The organism is Halobacillus ihumii (assembly GCF_902726645.1).
GTDB lineage: Bacteria > Bacillota > Bacilli > Bacillales > Halobacillaceae > Halobacillus_A > Halobacillus_A ihumii.
In genome coordinates this window covers 3,320,953-3,339,316 of sequence record NZ_CACVAO010000001.1, presented here as the reverse complement: position 1 = coordinate 3,339,316, position 18,364 = coordinate 3,320,953, and the positions used below count along the sequence as shown (strand labels likewise).

At 41.7% G+C, this 18,364-nt stretch carries 14 protein-coding genes; 1 reads left to right on the top strand and 13 read right to left on the bottom strand.

Annotated features, from left to right (window positions below):
- Positions 1-78: 78 nt before the first annotated feature.
- From G6R08_RS16600 to G6R08_RS16585, 4 genes are all read right to left on the bottom strand, one after another.
- A complete protein-coding gene (locus G6R08_RS16600; protein WP_163529443.1) occupies positions 79-903 on the bottom strand; it encodes an aldo/keto reductase in 825 nt (274 codons plus the stop codon).
- Positions 904-969: 66 nt separating this feature from the next.
- Positions 970-3,240, bottom strand: a complete 2,271-nt coding sequence (gene helD, locus G6R08_RS16595; RefSeq protein WP_240339755.1) for an RNA polymerase recycling motor HelD — start codon at positions 3,238-3,240, stop codon at positions 970-972.
- Positions 3,241-3,589: 349 nt separating this feature from the next.
- Positions 3,590-3,943 carry a hypothetical protein gene (locus G6R08_RS16590; RefSeq protein WP_163529441.1) on the bottom strand — a complete coding sequence of 118 codons (354 nt, stop codon included), beginning with the start codon at positions 3,941-3,943 and terminating at the stop codon, positions 3,590-3,592.
- A 66-nt stretch (positions 3,944-4,009) separates the two neighbouring features.
- Complete coding sequence (locus G6R08_RS16585; protein WP_163529439.1) at positions 4,010-5,095, bottom strand: undecaprenyldiphospho-muramoylpentapeptide beta-N-acetylglucosaminyltransferase; 1,086 nt, start codon at positions 5,093-5,095, stop codon at positions 4,010-4,012.
- Positions 5,096-5,193: 98 nt separating this feature from the next.
- Between G6R08_RS16585 and G6R08_RS16580 the strand changes: the two genes are divergently transcribed.
- Positions 5,194-6,555: an MATE family efflux transporter gene (locus tag G6R08_RS16580; RefSeq protein ID WP_163529437.1), complete on the top strand. Its 1,362-nt coding sequence runs from the start codon at positions 5,194-5,196 to the stop codon at positions 6,553-6,555.
- A 229-nt stretch (positions 6,556-6,784) separates the two neighbouring features.
- Here the strand turns inward: G6R08_RS16580 and G6R08_RS16575 are convergent, their stop codons facing one another.
- The 9 genes from G6R08_RS16575 to proC all read right to left on the bottom strand — a co-directional run bounded on the left by G6R08_RS16575 (position 6,785) and on the right by proC (position 18,260).
- Positions 6,785-8,215, bottom strand: a complete 1,431-nt coding sequence (locus tag G6R08_RS16575) for an aldehyde dehydrogenase family protein (RefSeq protein ID WP_420810425.1) — start codon at positions 8,213-8,215, stop codon at positions 6,785-6,787.
- A 177-nt stretch (positions 8,216-8,392) separates the two neighbouring features.
- Entirely contained in the window at positions 8,393-9,526 is a 1,134-nt protein-coding gene (locus tag G6R08_RS16570) for a NupC/NupG family nucleoside CNT transporter (protein WP_240339832.1), read from the bottom strand.
- 576 nt (positions 9,527-10,102) lie between these two features.
- On the bottom strand, positions 10,103-11,218 hold the full coding sequence (locus G6R08_RS16565) for a Ger(x)C family spore germination protein (protein WP_163529433.1): 1,116 nt from the start codon (positions 11,216-11,218) through the stop codon (positions 10,103-10,105).
- Complete coding sequence (locus G6R08_RS16560; RefSeq protein WP_163529431.1) at positions 11,211-12,320, bottom strand: GerAB/ArcD/ProY family transporter; 1,110 nt, start codon at positions 12,318-12,320, stop codon at positions 11,211-11,213. Before G6R08_RS16560 ends, G6R08_RS16565 begins: the two co-directional genes overlap by 8 nt.
- Positions 12,304-13,860 (bottom strand): spore germination protein, encoded by a 1,557-nt coding sequence (locus tag G6R08_RS16555; protein ID WP_163529429.1) that lies wholly within the window; start codon positions 13,858-13,860, stop codon positions 12,304-12,306. Before G6R08_RS16555 ends, G6R08_RS16560 begins: the two co-directional genes overlap by 17 nt.
- Positions 13,861-13,989: 129 nt before the next feature.
- Positions 13,990-15,285 (bottom strand): NCS2 family permease, encoded by a 1,296-nt coding sequence (locus tag G6R08_RS16550; RefSeq protein WP_275897938.1) that lies wholly within the window; start codon positions 15,283-15,285, stop codon positions 13,990-13,992.
- 147 nt (positions 15,286-15,432) lie between these two features.
- A complete protein-coding gene (locus tag G6R08_RS16545; RefSeq protein ID WP_163529427.1) occupies positions 15,433-16,878 on the bottom strand; it encodes a PH domain-containing protein in 1,446 nt (481 codons plus the stop codon).
- Entirely contained in the window at positions 16,868-17,344 is a 477-nt protein-coding gene (locus G6R08_RS16540; RefSeq protein ID WP_163529425.1) for a PH domain-containing protein, read from the bottom strand. The genes G6R08_RS16545 and G6R08_RS16540 overlap by 11 nt, the downstream gene beginning before the upstream one ends.
- Before the next feature lie 103 nt (positions 17,345-17,447).
- A complete protein-coding gene (gene proC / locus G6R08_RS16535) occupies positions 17,448-18,260 on the bottom strand; it encodes a pyrroline-5-carboxylate reductase (RefSeq protein ID WP_163529423.1) in 813 nt (270 codons plus the stop codon).
- Between the last annotated feature and the right edge of the window lie 104 nt (positions 18,261-18,364).

Below are 18,364 nucleotides of genomic sequence, written 5' to 3'. Positions count from 1 at the left end.
TAACTTCTATATATTTATTTTAACCGATAAATAGAAATAACCCCACTTCTAATCAAAGAGTGAGGTTATCCAGGGTCGTTATTTACCCATTTCATCAGGGTGCGGTCCTAAACGATTATTTTTGTCTAAGGAATTGATTTTGTCCATTTCATCTGCCGTCAACTCAAAATCAAAGACATCAGCGTTCTCTTTTTGACGCACTTTGCGGGTGGATTTTGGTATGGTCACAATTCCATGCTGCAAGTCCCATTTTAAAATAATTTGCGCTGGTGTTTTCTTATATTTTTCCGCTAGCTCCTGTAAAACAGGGTTATCCAAGTATGTGCCACGGCCAATCGGCGACCACGCTTCCACTTGAATATCACGTTGTTTACAGTAGTCAAGGATCTCTTCCTGATAAAGTTCAGGATGAAATTCAACCTGGTTGACCATCGGCGTCACTTCCGCATCCTGCAGCAAGTCATCCAAATGGTGCGTCATAAAGTTGCTGACGCCAATTGCCTTCACTTTGCCATCTTTATAAAGCTTCTCTAACGCTTTCCACGTATCTTTATAACTTCCTTCAATCGGCCAATGTATGAGGTAAAGATCAAGGTAATCCAGTCCTAATTTACGCAGACTGCGGTCAAAGGCCTTCATTGTCTCCTCGTACCCTTGTTCATCATTCCAAACCTTCGTCGTTACAAAAAGTTCCTCACGCGGAAGATCACTCTCACGAATAGCCTGACCTACCCCTTCTTCATTATCATAAAAAGATGCTGTATCTAAATGGCGATACCCGAGGTCAAGAGCTGAACGAACAGCACTGACCACTTCATCGCCACTGTCCATTTTATAAACCCCAAGGCCGACCCACGGCATATGTACACCATTCGATAATTGAGTTGTATCTGTTAGACTCATCTGCCATACACTCCTTTACTTTTTCCATAACCATTTTTACCCCGTTCAGACTCATTTGAAACTTGTTTAGTTAAGTAAATGCTGCTGATAGGGCGGCTCATTCAAGTGATGTAATAAAAAATCATCCGGGTGATTTCCGATCATATATAACCGGTGAAGCGGCCTTGTCATGGCAACATATAATACTTTGATATCCAGTTCATTTCGTGTGAAAGGAGCATCTTCACTGAACAAAAAGACGACATCAAATTCCAATCCTTTAGCCAGGTAAGCTGGCAGAATCATCCGCTCTCCCATCTCCGTTTCTTCATTCAACGGTTCAAATTGTAATGAACGAATTTCTGGAATGCTGTGAACTGCAGCTGTTTCTTTCATCGTTTTCGTGACGATGGCAAAACTCTTCATCCCTTCTTCACCTAGCTGGTTGACAATATTGAGAAAAGCCTCTTGCCACCCTGGTTGTTTTTCTATAAAAGTTGGGAGCGGACCATGTCTTACTACCGGTTCGGCTGTGGGCAGGTCTTCCGGCATCAAGGTTAGCAGCCTATTCGCTAAATCCATGATTTCTATTGTCGTTCGATACGTTTTTTGCAGCGTTAAGTAATTTGGCTGTCTAAAAACTTCATTAAGAGATTCCCAGCTTCTTAAGCCTCTATAACGATAGATTCCCTGAGCAAGATCGCCCACAATTGTAAATAAGTCCGTTTGAAAAACCTTTTTCAAACTATAAAATTCAAGAAAGCTATAATCCTGAGCTTCATCGATGACTACTTTTTTCATTTGATCTTCAGCATGCAGCCCTTTTAGAAAAGTAAATATATATAGCAATGGAGCCAAATCTTCTGAATGGAGCCGCTTCATCTGTAAATAGCGCCGAGTCATCTTGCGCAGGTACTCCATTTGCTCGGAATCTTCATTTATTAACGAACGAAACGTCTCTTCCTCAAACATCGTTTGGTAGAGGGTTGTCAGCTTGTGCTTGGGAAATTGCTTCATATAGCGAGAGACCGCAGTACGCGCTTGTTTCTTTAGATCTTTTAGCCGCTCTTCTTTTCTCGTAATCAGGAAACTGACTCTCTTTTTCCGTTTCGCTTTATCCTTCATCCCGAATAGCGCTTTGTCCAGCTCGTCATCATATTTGGCGGCTATATTATCAAGAATGATTTTCTTCTTTCGTCTCAGTTCACTTTGCAGCACTCGTTTTATTTTTTCTACCCGCACTTCATAGGGAAAAAGTTGAAAGTCTTTGAGAAAAAGCCGTTTAATACTGGAACCGCTTCTAATTTTAAATTCTCCCAGCATAAAATCTTCTTCAACGACGTAGGATTGTTTTACTTTTTGAATATACCTGTCCAACAGCTGCTTGAAAGCTTTTGATCCTTTTAACCCAGCTGCCTGTAAATGAGGAGCATCTTTATGTGCTATTTTTTCAATGGTATCCATAAGTACTTCATGCTGGCTGACGACCGGCCAATCTAAATCCACCACCTCTTGTACAAAATCCGAGAACGTCGTTTGTTTAGCTCTATTAACACCGAGCTCTGGGAGTACCTCGGATATGTACTGAATGAACAGACGGTTCGGAGCAAGGATCAGCATTTCATCAGGCTTAAAAACATCTCGCATCGTGTACAGAAAGTAGGAGATGCGATGTAAAGCAATGGTAGTCTTGCCGCTCCCCGCTGCCCCCTGAACGATAATTGGCTTCCGTAAGTCTGCACGAATAACCCTGTTCTGCTCCTCCTGAATCGTTGACACAATTTCAGTTAAACGATGCTCAGCATTTTGGGCAAGAGAATCCTGCAGCAATTCATCTTTTGTCGTTAAGTCAATATCACGGAATTCTAACAGTTCGCCATCCTCAATTTGATACTGACGCTTCAGCGAGACATTGCCTTCGTATTCTTCTCCATGAGCTTCATAGCTCACCTCTCCCAAACGGCCCTCATAATACACATTGGCCAGAGGAGAGCGCCAATCCAGAATAATCGGTAGCTGCGTTTCGCGATCGAACAGAGAGACTTTTCCAATATAAAAGATTTCTTTGTCTGGTTTTTCTTTACGGTGAAAATCAATGCGGGCAAAATACGGTTTCTTACGTAGATTCTTGAGGTTTTCCAATTGATCTTTAGACAATTTCATGAAACTAGAGTGGGTTAACATCTCCTGATAGCGAAGACTGCTGTCTTTAAAGTCGAGCTTTTGTAAGGTATCTTCCTGCTGTTCCTTTAGTGCTTGTTGGCCTGATTCTTGAAGGGTAATTAAGTGATTCATGTACTCTTTCGTGAACATCAGTCGTTCTTTCTCACTCTGCAAGTGCTCATCATACATAGACATACGCCATTCTCCCTTTCGTTATTTGATAGGAATGACTATGTAACAGGCCTAAGTGGAGCCTATTCGAAGCAACGAGAAATAAACATACCACAAATAATCTGTAAGCGCAATCATAAATTTTAATAGCTGTAAAAGTATAAGCTAAATTGCCTTTTAAGACGGCTATTTTCGGCTCGTTAAATTTCAATACCGCCCTAACATTGGCGTATAAAGACTTAACCAGACACGATAGCTGCCTAACGCATGAGGATAGCGCCCTAACCTGGAGCGATAGCACCCTAACTCAGCATGATAACGCCCTAACCTCATTTTTTACCAAAAAAATCTGCTATTCATAAAAATAGCAGACTCATTGATATTTTTTGTTCTCCACATATTTAGGTAACTTACTCTCTATGAATACAAAGGATGCGACTCGCAGCAAAACAGGATAAAACGCCAACAATCCAATAATATCACCTATTACCCCGAGCGTATTTGTAGAGTACATCCAAAGCGCTAAAGCGAGCATCAAGATCATTGTCACTAAGCCTGCCGGACCATTAATAGGTGTCCACGTTCCAACAATCGTCTTTGTATCTTGCTCTACTTCTTGAAAACATCTGTAATGGTAAGGTCGAATCCTAAACCAATTTGAGGCCGTAACCAGTTCATCACGATCCCGAATCGGCTTGTAGCAATAACGACACATTTTTGGTTTCACGTCATCTACCCCTGATATAAATTTATTTCTAATTTTATTATAACTCATGGGGTCTTGCTTGCATACTTACCTGTTCCCTGCTTTTTGAGCATTTTGAATAATGGATATGACTTCATTTTTCGTTCGTCTACTCTCATAGTTATTCATATGACGAAGCAGTTTCTCTTTGGAATCCATTAACCGTTTTACCTCTGTCAGCAAGCTTTCAGAAGTCAGTTCTTCCTCCTCAAGCTTATGAGCATACCCCTGTTTCACGAAAGAATCCGCATTTAAGATTTGGTCGCCGCGACTTGCTTTTCTTGATAACGGGATAAGCAGCATCGGCTTTTTCAGTGCTAAGAATTCAAAGATCGCATTGGAACCAGCACGTGAAATAATAAAATCACATGCCGCAAACAAATCCTTTAATTCATCATTCACATATTCAAATTGGGCGTATCCAGGCCGATGGATTGATTCGTCCTTATGTCCTTGGCCGCAAATATGAATGATTTGAAGGTCTTTTAGCAATTCATCTAAATTAGAGCGAATCGCATCATTAATTTTCTTGGATCCTGTACTGCCGCCCATCACCAGCACAACAGGTTTCTGAGAAGTCAATCCACTAAAGGACAGCCCTTTTCTTTTATCACCGGTAAATAGCTCCTCTCGAACAACAGCGCCAATATATTGCCCCTTCCCTTCAGGCAAATGCTTCATCGTCTCTGGAAATGTAGCCAGCACTTTTTTGGCAAAAGGAAACGACAGCTTATTAGCAAGACCCGGGGTATAATCAGATTCATGAATAATTGCTGGAACGCGATTTAATTTTGCGGCCGCCACAACAGGCACCGACACAAATCCGCCTTTAGAAAAAATAACTTGCGGCTTTCGTTTACGAATGATCCCAATTGACTGCATAAGCCCTTTCATAACCTTAAAGGGATCCTTTATATTTTCTTTTGACATATAACGGCGCAGCTTCCCTGTTGAAATGCCATGATACGTGACGCCGTCTAAGGAACCGATTAACTGTTTTTCTATTCCATCATAGGAACCTATATAATCAACTTGGTAACCTTGTTTCTGAAATTCAGGGATGAGAGCCAGGTTCACAATGACATGCCCTGCTGTTCCTCCCCCTGTAAATAAAATCCGTTTCTGATTCAACATTCATCGTCCTTTCATCGGTGGCTCTGATAGCTGCCACGATACAAAATGTGCTATAATCCTCGTGTCCTATAGGAATTGTACCAAAAAGGAGAAGTCCTATGTATGAAACAACGACATTAAAAGAAAAAATAAAATTATTCACCATGATTCTCATACCTATTTTTATTACGCAAGTCGGCATGTATGCGATGAACTTTTTTGATACGATCATGTCCGGTCAGGCAGGGCCGGAAGACTTGGCTGGTGTAGCGATCGGATCAAGTATATGGCTGCCGATTTTCACCGGATTAAATGGGATTTTGATGGCGATTTCCCCCATCGTAGCTCAGCTTAAAGGGGCGAGACAAGATAAAGATATTCCCCACTCAGTCAAGCAAGGCGTATATTTATCGATTGCCATTGCAATTGTGATCGCCGGAATCGGATTCTTTTTAATTGATCCTATACTGTCCTTAATGGAGCTAGAGGAGTCCGTGCAGCATATTGCCAAATATTACTTGATCACTCTTGGTACCGGGATCATTCCTTTGTTTATGTTTAATATACTCCGTTCATTTATCGATGCACTTGGTCACACAAGAATATCGATGATGATCATTTTACTTACATTACCGACAAACGTTTTCTTTAATTATGTATTGATCTTTGGAAAATGGGGCTTCTCTGAACTAGGTGGAATCGGTGCAGGATTAGCTACCTCTTTAACTTATTGGGTGGCTTTTACCATTATCGCCGTGGTCATTCATAAACTTTATCCACTGCGAACGTACGGAATTTTTAGAAGCTGGGTCACACCTTCCTTTAAAAGCTGGTGGGAACAGCTGAAAATTGGTATCCCGATTGGATTTGCGATCTTTTTTGAAACGAGTATCTTTTCAGCGGTTACTTTTTTCATGACCGCTTATGATACGTACACTGTCGCCGCACACCAGGCAGCCATTAATTTTGCCTCTTTCGTCTATATGATGCCGTTAAGCATTGCTTTTGCCTTAACGATTGCCGTTGGTTATGAAGTAGGGGCGAAACGATTCACAGATGCTCGAACCTACTCGTATCTTGGGATTTCAATTGCCGTCTGTATGTCCGTTGTAGCGGGAGCTATCCTGTATATCTTCGACGACTCAGTTGCGCGCCTTTACAGTTCCAACCAACGTGTGATCGAATTGACGAAGAACTTTATCCTTTTCGCTATCTTTTTTCAACTATCCGACGGTTTCGGAGCCCCAATTCAAGGAATTTTACGAGGCTACAAAGACGTCACGATTACGCTCCTCATGTCGTTTATTTCTTATTGGGTGATTGGTTTACCTAGTGGTTATTTGCTTGCCAATTATACGGATCTTGGTCCCTACGGCTACTGGATGAGCTTAATCATCGGATTAACTGCCGGAGCCATCACATTGATGCTGCGCATGCTCTACCTGCAGCGGAAGAATATTCGGCTTTATCAAATGGAATAATTTTGGTGTTTATCCGCGATAACTTCGGTATTACCGCAATTTTTAAAATATATCCGCGACTATTAGAATATAACCGCTAAAATCAAGATATATCCGCGAATCGCCTTATTCCAACATTTTCAGTGAAGAGATAGCAGTATTTTCCTGTAGTGTGCACAAGCTAATGGTTTCACTACAACCTGAAAAAAGGTCGCGGAACATACGACCTTTTTTCGGAAAAGAACTGTTATTATTGATTTAAATTCAGTACAACCAGGCGCTCCTCCGTCATTTCCTCAATGGAATACTTCGGACCTTCTTTACCGGAACCGCTATCCTTCACACCACCATATGGCATAAGATCCACGCGGTATTGGGAAGAATCGTTAACCATCATTCCACCTACCTCGACATGTTTAGCTGCATAAAATGCAGTGTCAAGATTTTGCGTGAAGATTCCACCTTGTAATCCATAAGGAGATTGGTTCACTTCATCAATGCATTCTCTTATATCTGTAAACGGAATAAGGCTGACAACAGGCGCGAAGATTTCTTCGCATACCACTTTCATATCAGAGGTGATATCCTGAAGAACGGTTGGCTGAAGTAGGGCGCCTTCCCGTTCGCCGCCATGCACGACCGTTGCCCCTGCCTGCTTCGCTTCCTTTATCCATTGCTCAGCACGTTTGGCCTCATCTTCACTGATCATCGGACCAACATCTGTTTCATCATCACTCGGATCCCCGACGTTCAGTTCCTTCACCGCTTTAATAAATTTCTCTTGAAACTCGTCGCGAACTTCTTCGTGCACATAAAGACGCTGCACCGATAAACAGACTTGTCCGGCAAAAGCAAAGCTCTTTGCTGCCGTGTTTTGAGCAGCCGCATCAATATCTGCGTCTTTATCAACAATAACCGGAGAATTATTTCCGAGCTCAAGGATCAGCTTATTGAGCCCAGTATTTTGTTTCAATTTCAATCCGACTTCAGCACTTCCTGTAAACGTATAAAGCTGGATGCGTTCATCTTGCATCATTTGATTACCAACTGTTGATCCAGAGCCCGCCACGACATTAAAGAATCCTTTCGGCAAACCGGCTTCCTGAAACATTTCAGCTAACATTAAGGATGCAACGGGTGTTTTACTTGCTGGCTTCAGCACAACCGCGTTCCCCGCGGCAATAGCAGGCGCAATTTTATGAGAAACAAGGTTCAGTGGGAAGTTAAACGGACTGATAGCCCCTACCACACCTACTGGGACCTTAATTGTAAAGGCCATACGATTCTCAGAACCAGGAGCGGATTCAACTGGTACTCCTTCCCCATGAATCCGCTTCGCTTCTTCTGCCGAAATCTCTATCGTTTGCGTCGCGCGGTCTACTTCAGTACGAGCCTGTTTAAGTGGCTTTCCGGCTTCCATTACAATCGTCTGAGCGAACTCTTCTTTATTTTCCTGTAACAGCTCACTGACACGCTTAAGTATCTGATAACGCTTATAAGGAGCTAACGGCTCGCCTTTATAGGCACGTTCTGCCGCACTGATTGCCTCATTCACCTCTTTTTCAGACGCTTTGGCCACTTGAGCAAATGTATCTTGCGTATATTTATTTGCTACATCTATTGATTCATTCGTTCCTGTCCATTGACCGTCGATATATAATTTATATTGCTTTAACACGATACATACTCCCTTTCAAATGGAATCTATAGGGAATATAGCCTTTTTCGTCACCGTGTAAACACTCAGACAGGACAAACAACATGTTTAGATAGTCTAATCATAGGGAAAAGAAAAATTACTCATACAAAAAACCTGGCGAGAGAATATTTTCTCCAGCCAGGTTTGTCCATCAGTTTTTTATAAAAATAAACCAGCCATTGTAGCGGAAAGCATAGAACCAAGTGTTGCACCAATCAGAAGTTTCATACCGAAACCTGATACGCGGGCACCTTTTTCAGCATCAATTCCTTGTACAGTTCCCGCAATGATCCCAATAGAAGAGAAGTTAGCGAAACTGGTTAAGAATACTGTAACAATACCGACTGTTTTTTCTGATACTTGGTCAACCATTCCCTGAAATTCAAGCATGGCAACAAATTCGTTCGTCACAATTTTCGTCCCCATAATGGCACCTGCATCAAGTACTTCTGATGCAGGGATCCCCATTAAAAGACCGAGTGGAGCAATGATATACCCAAGCCCTTCCTGCAAGGTAAAGCCCGCAAATAAGAAGGAGAACAAAGCATTGACCAATTCCAGGGAAGCAATAAACGCAATCAGCATGGCTGCTACGATCAAGGCAATTTTACCACCATCTAAAGCACCATTTCCCATCGCTTCGAAGATACTCTTCGAACCAGATACATCGTGAATATCTACGTAATCATCTTCCTTAGCCACTTTAACCGGCGCAATCAAGGAAGCAACGATTAGTGCACTGAACATGTTTAATGGAAGGGCGACAAGTACATATTCAGCAGGCAGAATTCCGATATAGGCCCCAACGATTGAAGCGGATACGGACCCCATTGCTGATGCACTTACAATAAATAGACGATTATCACTTAAGTGCTTGAACTGTGATTTAATCGCAATAATTGCCTCAGATTGTCCAAAAAAGATACTGTTTACGGCATTGAATGATTCGATCTTAGGAAGACGAGTAATATACGATAAAAACTGACCAAAATACTTGATAATAAACGGAAGAATCTTCAAATACGTAAGCACAGAAAGAATAGTTGCGAAGAAAATAATAAGCAGCAATACATTAAAGAAGAAAACAGATGCGCCATCTTCTGTCGCTACTCCACCTAGAACAAAGTTCACCCCGACTGTTCCATATTCAATGAGTTTGTTAAAAACCCATGAAATTTTATTAATGATCCAGGCACCGACTTCTGTCTCAAACATCACAAAGGTTGTTAATAGTTGCGCCACAAGCATGACACCGATACCAAAATAATTTATATTTTTACGATCATTAGACATTAGGAAGGCTATTCCAAGAATCACGATTATACCCAATATGCCCAATAAGATACCTACAATACCCACTTAGGTTCCCCCTCAAAAGTTTTAAGTCGTCAGAATCACAAAAAATGAAAATGCTTTCATGATCTGTTTCTATTAAGGATTTTAACAGGTTGTCAGACGTCTTGCAATAGTTATCAAATAAAAAGAATTTTCATAAAATAGATCTTTATCCTCATATATGGACATTATTCCCTAAACTACAGCATTTACACTACATTAAAAGCATCTAGAATTCGAGGGGTTTTTCACAAATAATTCTCGAAAGACTTTTTTCCTATTTTCTATTTTGATCTGAACAAACATGAAAACACACTAAAATGCACCTTCCGGCGGTCAACCGAAAGGTGCTATACCTAAGGGGAGGTATATCTTTTATATAATGAAAGGACTGCTTTTACTACTACGTCCTGTTCACCCAATTTTGCTAAATGGATCTTTGACTTATAGGATTCACTTAACGCTTTAAAGTGATTCTTAACTATTAGACGACAAAACAGAGTTTCAGGTTTCAAAAATCTGCAATTCCCTTGATTAATTAATAATACCATGCTGTTTCACATCAACTTCTACCTTAGGAGTAATCGTTATTTGTGGATATTCGTTATTCCAGTCCATCTGATTCCAAACCTCAGGATAATAGGCTTTCACCCGCCTTCCAATCGAAAACACGTCACTGTTTGCCGATTGAGTTTTGGCTGCGATTTCTTTCGCATCTTTTGTTAAAACACGTGTTAGTCGATCGGAAAGTTTATTAATAATCTGTAATGATACAAGTTGATTATGCGGATACTCCAGAATCCGAGCAGAAATTTTTAAAGATAAATCAGCTTTCACCTCACCACCTTGAACTTTAACATTTAAATCTCTTTTTATCTTCATCACTTTAATGGTCACATAGTTTAATGGTTCGTTCGCTTTATCATTATTGACTTTCCTTGTAATCCGAGCCCTCTTCCCTTTTTGTCCTTGCATCAATACGAACAGTACAGCGTCTTGCTGTTTAATTTTCTCGCCTGTATAGGAACGGTTATGGAAAAGACCTAGGCCATTATACTTAATCAGTTCCTGATCCTCTTGTACTTTCAAGATTGGAAGAGAAAAGTCCTCTCCCGGCTCCATTAACTCTGCACTAATGAGCTGAAGATTTTCGCCTGTTGAATAAGTTCCTGACACGACACTTTCAAGCAAACCAGTTAAATACTGGCTGACTCTTGTTTCATTTGGTGTTTGTATTGAAATGGCCTCTTTAGCTGATCCTTCGACAAGGGCTAATTGTGCGTTTAGATTACTATTCGGATTGCGGTAAAACCCATCTAAAACTGGATAAATGTCTCGTTTGGCCAAATCTTCTCCAACAAGGACGACCTGAAGTTTAGAAGGGTCAAAGGAAGCTGAAATTCTTTGGTCAATCTTTTCCCGGGCATCTAAAGTTGTATGAGATTTCGTGGAGACAATCTGGACCTTTTGTTCCCGAGGTCCCTGTGGGCCTCCGATAACCGTTGGAATTGAAACGGTTTCTCGAATGATGCCACTCTCTAATTGATCGAAGCCAACTGATAGAGCAAGATTATAGTTTTTAAACTGTCTTAGATCCCAGCATCCAGTCAGAAGTAAAAGGGAAAGCATTGCACACAATACCTTATTCATATTGCTTCCCCCTTTCTTTCCCAGCTTTAAACCTGATCGCACTTATACACAACGTGAAGATTGGAACGAACACACCAAAGATATATCCAAGAATAACAACCACGTTTCCTAACAACTCGACCCGTTCACTTTCAAAACCAAAACATAAAGAAATAATAAAGATGCTGATGGCTGCCACTGTAATTGGAATACTGGATTGTTTTTGAAAAACTATTTGTATCCCCATTCCTGTTAAAAAGAGGTAGGTTGCAAATGAAGTTGCCACCGAAACCACCCAAATCGACAGAAAGAATAAATCGATTCTTGCTATAATTGGAAATTGAAAGGATTTTAACATATAAAGAACCGGCTCTTGAACGAGAGCAATTTCCTTAGTACTAAAGAATGTAAAACTCACAAGAACTACAAATAAGTAGAAGCAAGTGACAAAGAAGTGAGCCCAAAAGACGGTTTTTAGTTTATCTTTCGGTTTTCCTTCTACATACGTATAAATAACGAGTGAGACAATGAAACCGAAATAAGACAGAAGTCCTTCATTCGCTCCTTTTAGGATATTCCCCCAGCCCGACTGTCCTACAGGCAGGATGTAGAGGATCTCCAATTCGGTAAAACAAAAGAACATTAGAACAATCAGGATAAATAAAAATAGCGAAAGACTCGTATATAAGCGCGCCATAATTTTCAGGCCACTTGCCGTTAAATACAAGCACACAGCTACCATCAAAATCGATAACACCCAGAATGGAGTGCTGGGCAAGACCCAGAGACTGAGCATTCGGCCAAATAACAGTAAAATTAACATGGAGACACAGGTAAAATAGATGATATACGCTGCTGTAATAACTTTGCCCGGCCACTTGCTAAACACCCGCTCTAAGATCTGAAAATAATTAGAGTTTGGATGACGTTTAGCCAGCATCCACAACAAAAAGAGCACAATCATTAAGGATAGAGCCGTAATAAGCAGGGATATCCAGCCGTCTTGTTTAGCGATTTGATGAAGATCATGCGGCATCGATAAGATTCCTACACCTATTTGGGTTTGAACGATAATGAAAAAGAATTGCCGTCGGGAAATAACTGGTTTACTTTGACTGCTCATTTCTCTTCCACTCCCTCGAATCCTCCATTGCTTTCATCTTGACTGGCCGAGCGTCTTTAGGACGTTTATTCATTTTATAAAGCGGGATTCTTACAAACGTATCTTTTAAATCATTAATGTTCAACGGAGCGATTGGAGCAAAGTAAGGCACCCCAAACGATTCGAGTTTTGTTAAATGAATCGCGATAAACAATAATCCGAACATGATCCCCACAAACCCTAAAGTTCCAGCGAGGAATATGAGCGGAAAGGTTAACAGCCTGAGCGTTGTACTCAGTTCATTCGAAGGAACGACGAACGACGCAATAGCAGTTAAGGCGACGACAATAATCATGAGATTTGAAATGAGGCCTGCTCGTACAACGGCATCACCGATCACCAAACCTCCTACGATCCCGATCGTTTGACCAACAGGAGAAGGCAGCCTGATCCCGGCTTCCCGTATCAATTCAATAATAATAACCATGACCAATGCCTCTACAAGCGGCGGGTAGGCAATTTGATTGATCGAATTTTTGACGGGAATAATCAAATCATCAGGAATCACTTCGAAATGGAAGCTGACGACCGCTATGTAAAACGCCGGCAGCCCAATAGCAATTAAGAAACTAGTCAACCGAATTAAACGAATAAATGTCCCCGTATACCACCGCATATTATAGTCATCAGGAGATTGATAAAACATAAAAAAGGTGGAAGGTGCGATTAAACTTGTCGGACTTCCCTCTGCCATCACCGCAATGCGTCCCTCCATGATGTTTGCAGACACCCTGTCTGGTCGTTCCGTATTAAGCATTTGTGGAAATGGTGATGAAGTAGAATCCTCGATAAACTCTTCAATGAAACCCGGGCTCTGCACCATATCCACAGAAATATCAGTAATCCTTTGTTCAATTTTACGAACGATTTCCTGATCAGCAAGACCCTCCATGTAAACAATAGCAATATTCGTATTCGTCTTCTTGCCAACCTTGAAGTATTTGACGACTAAACTCTTATCCTCGATACGCTTACGAATTAAATTAATATTGGTTTTAATATTCTCGACAAAACCTTCGTGTGATCCTCTTACTACTTTCTCATTAACTGGTTCTTCTACACTACGATTAAAAGACGCAGTCACGTCAAAATAAGTAATTCGTGGGCTGTCTTCTTCACAATACAGCACATGACCGCTTAACAATTTTTTTAATGCTTCATCTAAATTTGTTATTTCTCTGGCATTGGGAAGGTCCGGTATCCGTTCAACATGTCCCATTTCAATAGGAGCAAATATTTTCTCTTGCATTTTTTCATGATCAACGAGTGTTTCGTAAAATACCAAAGCCGCACGACCGTCATCTAAGGCTCTAACCTTTAAATCACCTGTTTGTTTACACTGCGAAAAAAGGTAGTCGATATTTTCGGATAATTGAGCAGATGAATTCATCTGTTGAGGTTGAGCATAATGTGGCTTCTGCGGTAGTTCATGTTCGAATGCTTTCTCTTGCTTGTTGCCTTGCTCACTTTTTCCAACTAGAAATTTTTTAAAGAATCCCATAATCATCACCTAAAAATAGAATGCACCAAAAAAGACCAAATATGCATCCCCACCCAGAAACTGGATGACCTGAGGTGGAAGTTTATGTAAAAAACCACCACTGCGAGAATGCAGTGGTGGTGATGTGTGTTAATGTCCGGGGAAGAAGATCATTTGCAAGATGAAGATAAATCCGAATAAATACAGAATCCAGTGAACATCTTTCGCTCTTCCAGACATGATTTTCAAGAGTGGGTAAGAAATAAATCCAAAAGCGATGCCAGTTGCAATGCTTGAAGTAAGCGGCATCGATAAAATAATAATAAAAGCCGGAAATGCTTCATCGAACGCCTGCCAATTAATCTTTGCTAACCCTTCCATCATAAAGCAGCCAACAATAATCAATACCGGCGCTGTGATTGCAGACAAGCTGGAAACCGCTCCTACCAGCGGAGAGAAAAAGATAGAAATGAAGAACAAACCTGCCACGACAACTGTCGTCAGCCCAGTTCTCCCTCCTGCCGCGACTCCGGAAGACGATTCAATATACGCAGAAGAAGGACTGGTTCCAAACATCGCTCCCGCTGTGGTGGCAGTTGCGTCAGCCATCAAAGCGGCACGTGCTCTCGGCAGGCTTCCATCTTTGCGGATAAAGCCAGCTTGCTCCGCTACCCCAATCATCGTTCCTGTTGTATCAAAAATCGTCACAAGCAAAAAGGCGAAAATAACTGTATAAAGCCCGTTGCTAAACACACCTGCTATGTCAATATCCCAAAAAACTGGTGCTGGCGGTACAGAAGTGATACCATTCTCAAACTCAAGCTGGCCGGTAAATACGCCTAACAATGCTGTTATGGCCATGCCAATAAATAACGCCCCAGTTACTCGACGGGCAATAAGCCCAAGTGTGACAAATAGACCGACAATCGTTAACACCGTCCCAGGTGCCGTCAAGTCGCCCATTGTAACCAGCGTTGACTCACTAGCGACAATAATCCCTGACATGCGCAGCCCTAAAAAAGCAATAAAGAGGCCGATCCCGGAGGTAATTCCGTATTTAAGCGAAGGAGGAATCGCTATAATCAGCGTTTCCCTTAATCTCGTTAAACTTAAAATAACAAATAAGATCCCAGCAAGGAAAACAGTACCTAAAATAACGGAATAGCTGACATCCTGCTGAACAACTTCCGTTACGAAGTAAGCATTCATTCCCATCCCCGGTGCAATTGCAATCGGGTAATTGGCAGCAAGCGCCATAACTAACGTACCAATAATCGCTGCAATAACAGTCGCCATAAAGACTTGCTCAAACGGTAAACCAGCAGCCGATAAAATCGCCGGGTTCACGACAACGATATAAACCATAGTTAGAAATGTAGTCAGGCCTGCCAATAGCTCTGTTCGGACGGTTGTATTGTTTTCTTGTAAACGAAACATCTTCAACATCACCAACACCTTACTTTCCGAATGAAAAATCACAACATCCTTAATAATATTCGTTTTACGAACAAATTTCAAGGGATGTCCATAAAATGTTCGTCTTTTAACAAAAAATCGATTCCTGCTTAAGAGCAGAAATCGATAGAAAAACGATCATTTAGTTTGGAACCAACTCATTATGGTTTCGGAATCATCCTGGTCTAAGTAAAGGCACCGGGCCCTTGTCTTTCCGGCCCCGGTCTTGACCATGACTTCAATGGAGGAAAGCCGGCCACGCTGCTCAGGGATCGACCTCGAGAACTGACAGGATTGGATACGATGCTTCTTAATAAAATAAGTTTGTTTCGTAATGAGACGATTGCTGAGCATCAATTGTTTTTCTCGAATATTCCAGCCAGCATCACGGTAATTTAACATTCCCAGACCGATAAAAGCAGGAATCATTATGAACGATAGTAAGCCCAGCGGCCAGAAAAACACACTAACTCCGATCGAAATCAGTACAGGAAGCCATATACATCTGAAGACATAACGACGTTTTGCACGTTTTGGAGGACTTTCAGGAGAAACTTCTAGCTCATACTGAGGAAGAATGCTTGTCAGCACAGGTTCAATTTGGTCCCGCTTGATAAAAGGAAGAATTTTAAATTGCTGATCTGCCCCTTCCTTAACTGATCCTCCGGCACTAATGATCGAGACTGTAGCGAAACCTAAAGGCTGCCTGACTATGTTCTCATCAATCCTGATTCCTTGAATTCGATTGAGCGGGATCGTAACTTGTTTCTTTTCCAGCAGCCCGCGAGTAATTACCAAATCGTCTCCCTCATGAAAAACAGAAAAGTTTCCAAAACGCAGAATCGTTAAAATAACAGCTAGTCCATAAGCAATGATCAAAACAAAGGCAGCTATGACTCCCACAATGACGACACCAAATTGCAGCCAGTTTACGACCTCATTATAAATCGCGTCAACCGGTAAAAATTCAGTAATTTGCGAAAGAAAGACAGCTACCCCTGAAATCACAACTCCTGCCCCGCCTGAAGTTACAGCCATAAGGATCAGGTCTTTTGTCGTCATTTGATAAACGAGCGAACGACTTGTTTCTTCTATGATTTCTGCGTCACTTTCGGCAGAAGAAGGATCAGATTTCTGCTGATAGATCGTTTTCTCAAGCTCTTTCGCATCGATGCGTTTGATTGCAGTCAGTACTGCTTCAGCTTCTAACCCTGAAGTAGCAGCCGTTTCGATCGACACTTTGACAAGCTGAAACGGCCTGTGCAAAATACCCTCTGAGAAATCCAGGCTTTGAATACGTTCCAGTGGAATATAACGTTTTTTCCGGAACAGTAAACCGTGTTCGATTCGAAGTTCTCCTTCGTCAATCCAATAAACAAAACGAAGCCACTTGACCACACCGCCAATTAAAATAATTAATAAAAATGCTCCTGTTAAAATAAGCGGCAGCAAGCCAAGAAACCCTCCCTCGCTGTTTCCATTAAAAAAGAAAATCGCAACGATTGGCAGAATTGCATCTTTTAGCCCTTTTGCGAAGTTAAGTACAGCTGAAATAGGATGAAGACGTTTCGGTTCAAACATCATCTTCAGCCACCCGTGCTAATGATGAAATCGAACGCCGCAGTTCTTCTGCTTCTGTTTCATCCAGCGCTGGTATTTTATGTACAGTAGCTGCAGTAGAAATGCTGATCGTTGCCAAACGATATTTGCGCAGCAATGGTCCCTGCTCTGTATCCACATGCTGGACACGAACCATTGGTATCAATGTTCGCTTCACAACAAACAGACCATATTGATAGTCGATTTCCTGCTCTCTAACCTCGTACCTGAGCCGCTCCCACCTGATTGAAGGAATCAGCCAAATGGAAAAAATAATTTCTAACAGAATCACAGCCCCAATCACAAGACTTGGCCAGACCGGCCACGAGAACAGATTCGTTAGAACCAGGACCGCGACAGCTACGATGACACTGATCCCTGTGCTGATACATCCATGAACCCTCCACAATGAAAGGGCACGTTTTGAAATTTGTTTTGTAGGTGCATTCATGAACAGCCCCCCTTTTCTATCTGCTATATCTTCTACGAGCGATCTCACCGCTAGGTTTCACCATAATAAAATCCAGACTAAAAAAGCCTGGATTTTACGCCCTTTATGAACCACTGGATAATTCTTTTGATTTATTGGTGCAAGCCGTCATAGCTTGAATGACCGAACTTCTCAAACCTGTTTGTTCAAGCGCGGTCACCCCTTCAATGGTCGTGCCGCCTGGCGTACAGACCGCATCTTTTAGTTCACCAGGATGCTTACCTGTTTCCAGCACCATTTTCGCTGCCCCCTGCACGGCCTGTGAAGCAAGCTTATAAGCCTTGTCCCTTGGAAATCCCTGCTGCACCGCTGTATCAGCCATTGCCTCAATAAACATATAGACGAATGCTGGCGATGATCCGCTCAGTGCCGGCACAGCATCCATTAAGTGCTCCTCTATCACTTCAGCCTCGCCAAAGCTTTCAAAGAGTTCCTTCACATCATGAAGATCCTCTTCCGTAATGAAGTCATTCGGGCAAAGGACACTCATTCCGGCACCCACGAGTGATGGTGTATTTGGCATGGACCGAATCACTTTAACTTGCGATCCAAATGATTCTTTTACTTGATCAAGCGTTATTCCAGCTGCCACTGTTACGATGACAGTATGTTCATGGATTGATGATTTAATCTCCTGGATAACCCCTTGATAGATATAAGGTTTCACAGCCAGAAACAAAATGTCACATTCTTGCGCCAATTTTTTATTATCAGTAGAGATATGAATCCCATACTCTTCATCGACGAAATCGATGGTTTCATCGCTTAAAGCAGTGGCCGCAATTTGCTCCGGCTTTACCAAATTCGACTGGATCATCCCTTGAATCATCGCCTGACCCATGGAACCGCAACCCAGGAACCCTATTTGTTTATCCACCGCACAACACCCCTTTCTTGTGATTCTCATTGTATCCGAATATGACTTCTACTACAATCTCTTATCCATTTAGAAAGGGAGTGGATTATTTTTTCTTGATAAAG

Excerpts from the sequence above, each read along its gene's own strand:
- G6R08_RS16600 (WP_163529443.1), bottom strand. The coding sequence starts at position 903 with ATGAGTCTAACAGATACAACTCAATTATCGAATGGTGTACATATGCCG.
- helD (WP_240339755.1), bottom strand. The coding sequence starts at position 3,240 with ATGTCTATGTATGATGAGCACTTGCAGAGTGAGAAAGAACGACTGATG.
- G6R08_RS16585 (WP_163529439.1), bottom strand. The coding sequence starts at position 5,095 with ATGTTGAATCAGAAACGGATTTTATTTACAGGGGGAGGAACAGCAGGG.
- G6R08_RS16580 (WP_163529437.1), top strand. The coding sequence starts at position 5,194 with ATGTATGAAACAACGACATTAAAAGAAAAAATAAAATTATTCACCATG.
- G6R08_RS16570 (WP_240339832.1), bottom strand. The coding sequence starts at position 9,526 with ATGTCTAATGATCGTAAAAATATAAATTATTTTGGTATCGGTGTCATG.
- G6R08_RS16565 (WP_163529433.1), bottom strand. The coding sequence starts at position 11,218 with ATGAATAAGGTATTGTGTGCAATGCTTTCCCTTTTACTTCTGACTGGA.
- G6R08_RS16560 (WP_163529431.1), bottom strand. The coding sequence starts at position 12,320 with ATGAGCAGTCAAAGTAAACCAGTTATTTCCCGACGGCAATTCTTTTTC.
- G6R08_RS16555 (WP_163529429.1), bottom strand. The coding sequence starts at position 13,860 with ATGGGATTCTTTAAAAAATTTCTAGTTGGAAAAAGTGAGCAAGGCAAC.
- G6R08_RS16550 (WP_275897938.1), bottom strand. The coding sequence starts at position 15,285 with ATGTTGAAGATGTTTCGTTTACAAGAAAACAATACAACCGTCCGAACA.
- G6R08_RS16545 (WP_163529427.1), bottom strand. The coding sequence starts at position 16,878 with ATGATGTTTGAACCGAAACGTCTTCATCCTATTTCAGCTGTACTTAAC.
- G6R08_RS16540 (WP_163529425.1), bottom strand. The coding sequence starts at position 17,344 with ATGAATGCACCTACAAAACAAATTTCAAAACGTGCCCTTTCATTGTGG.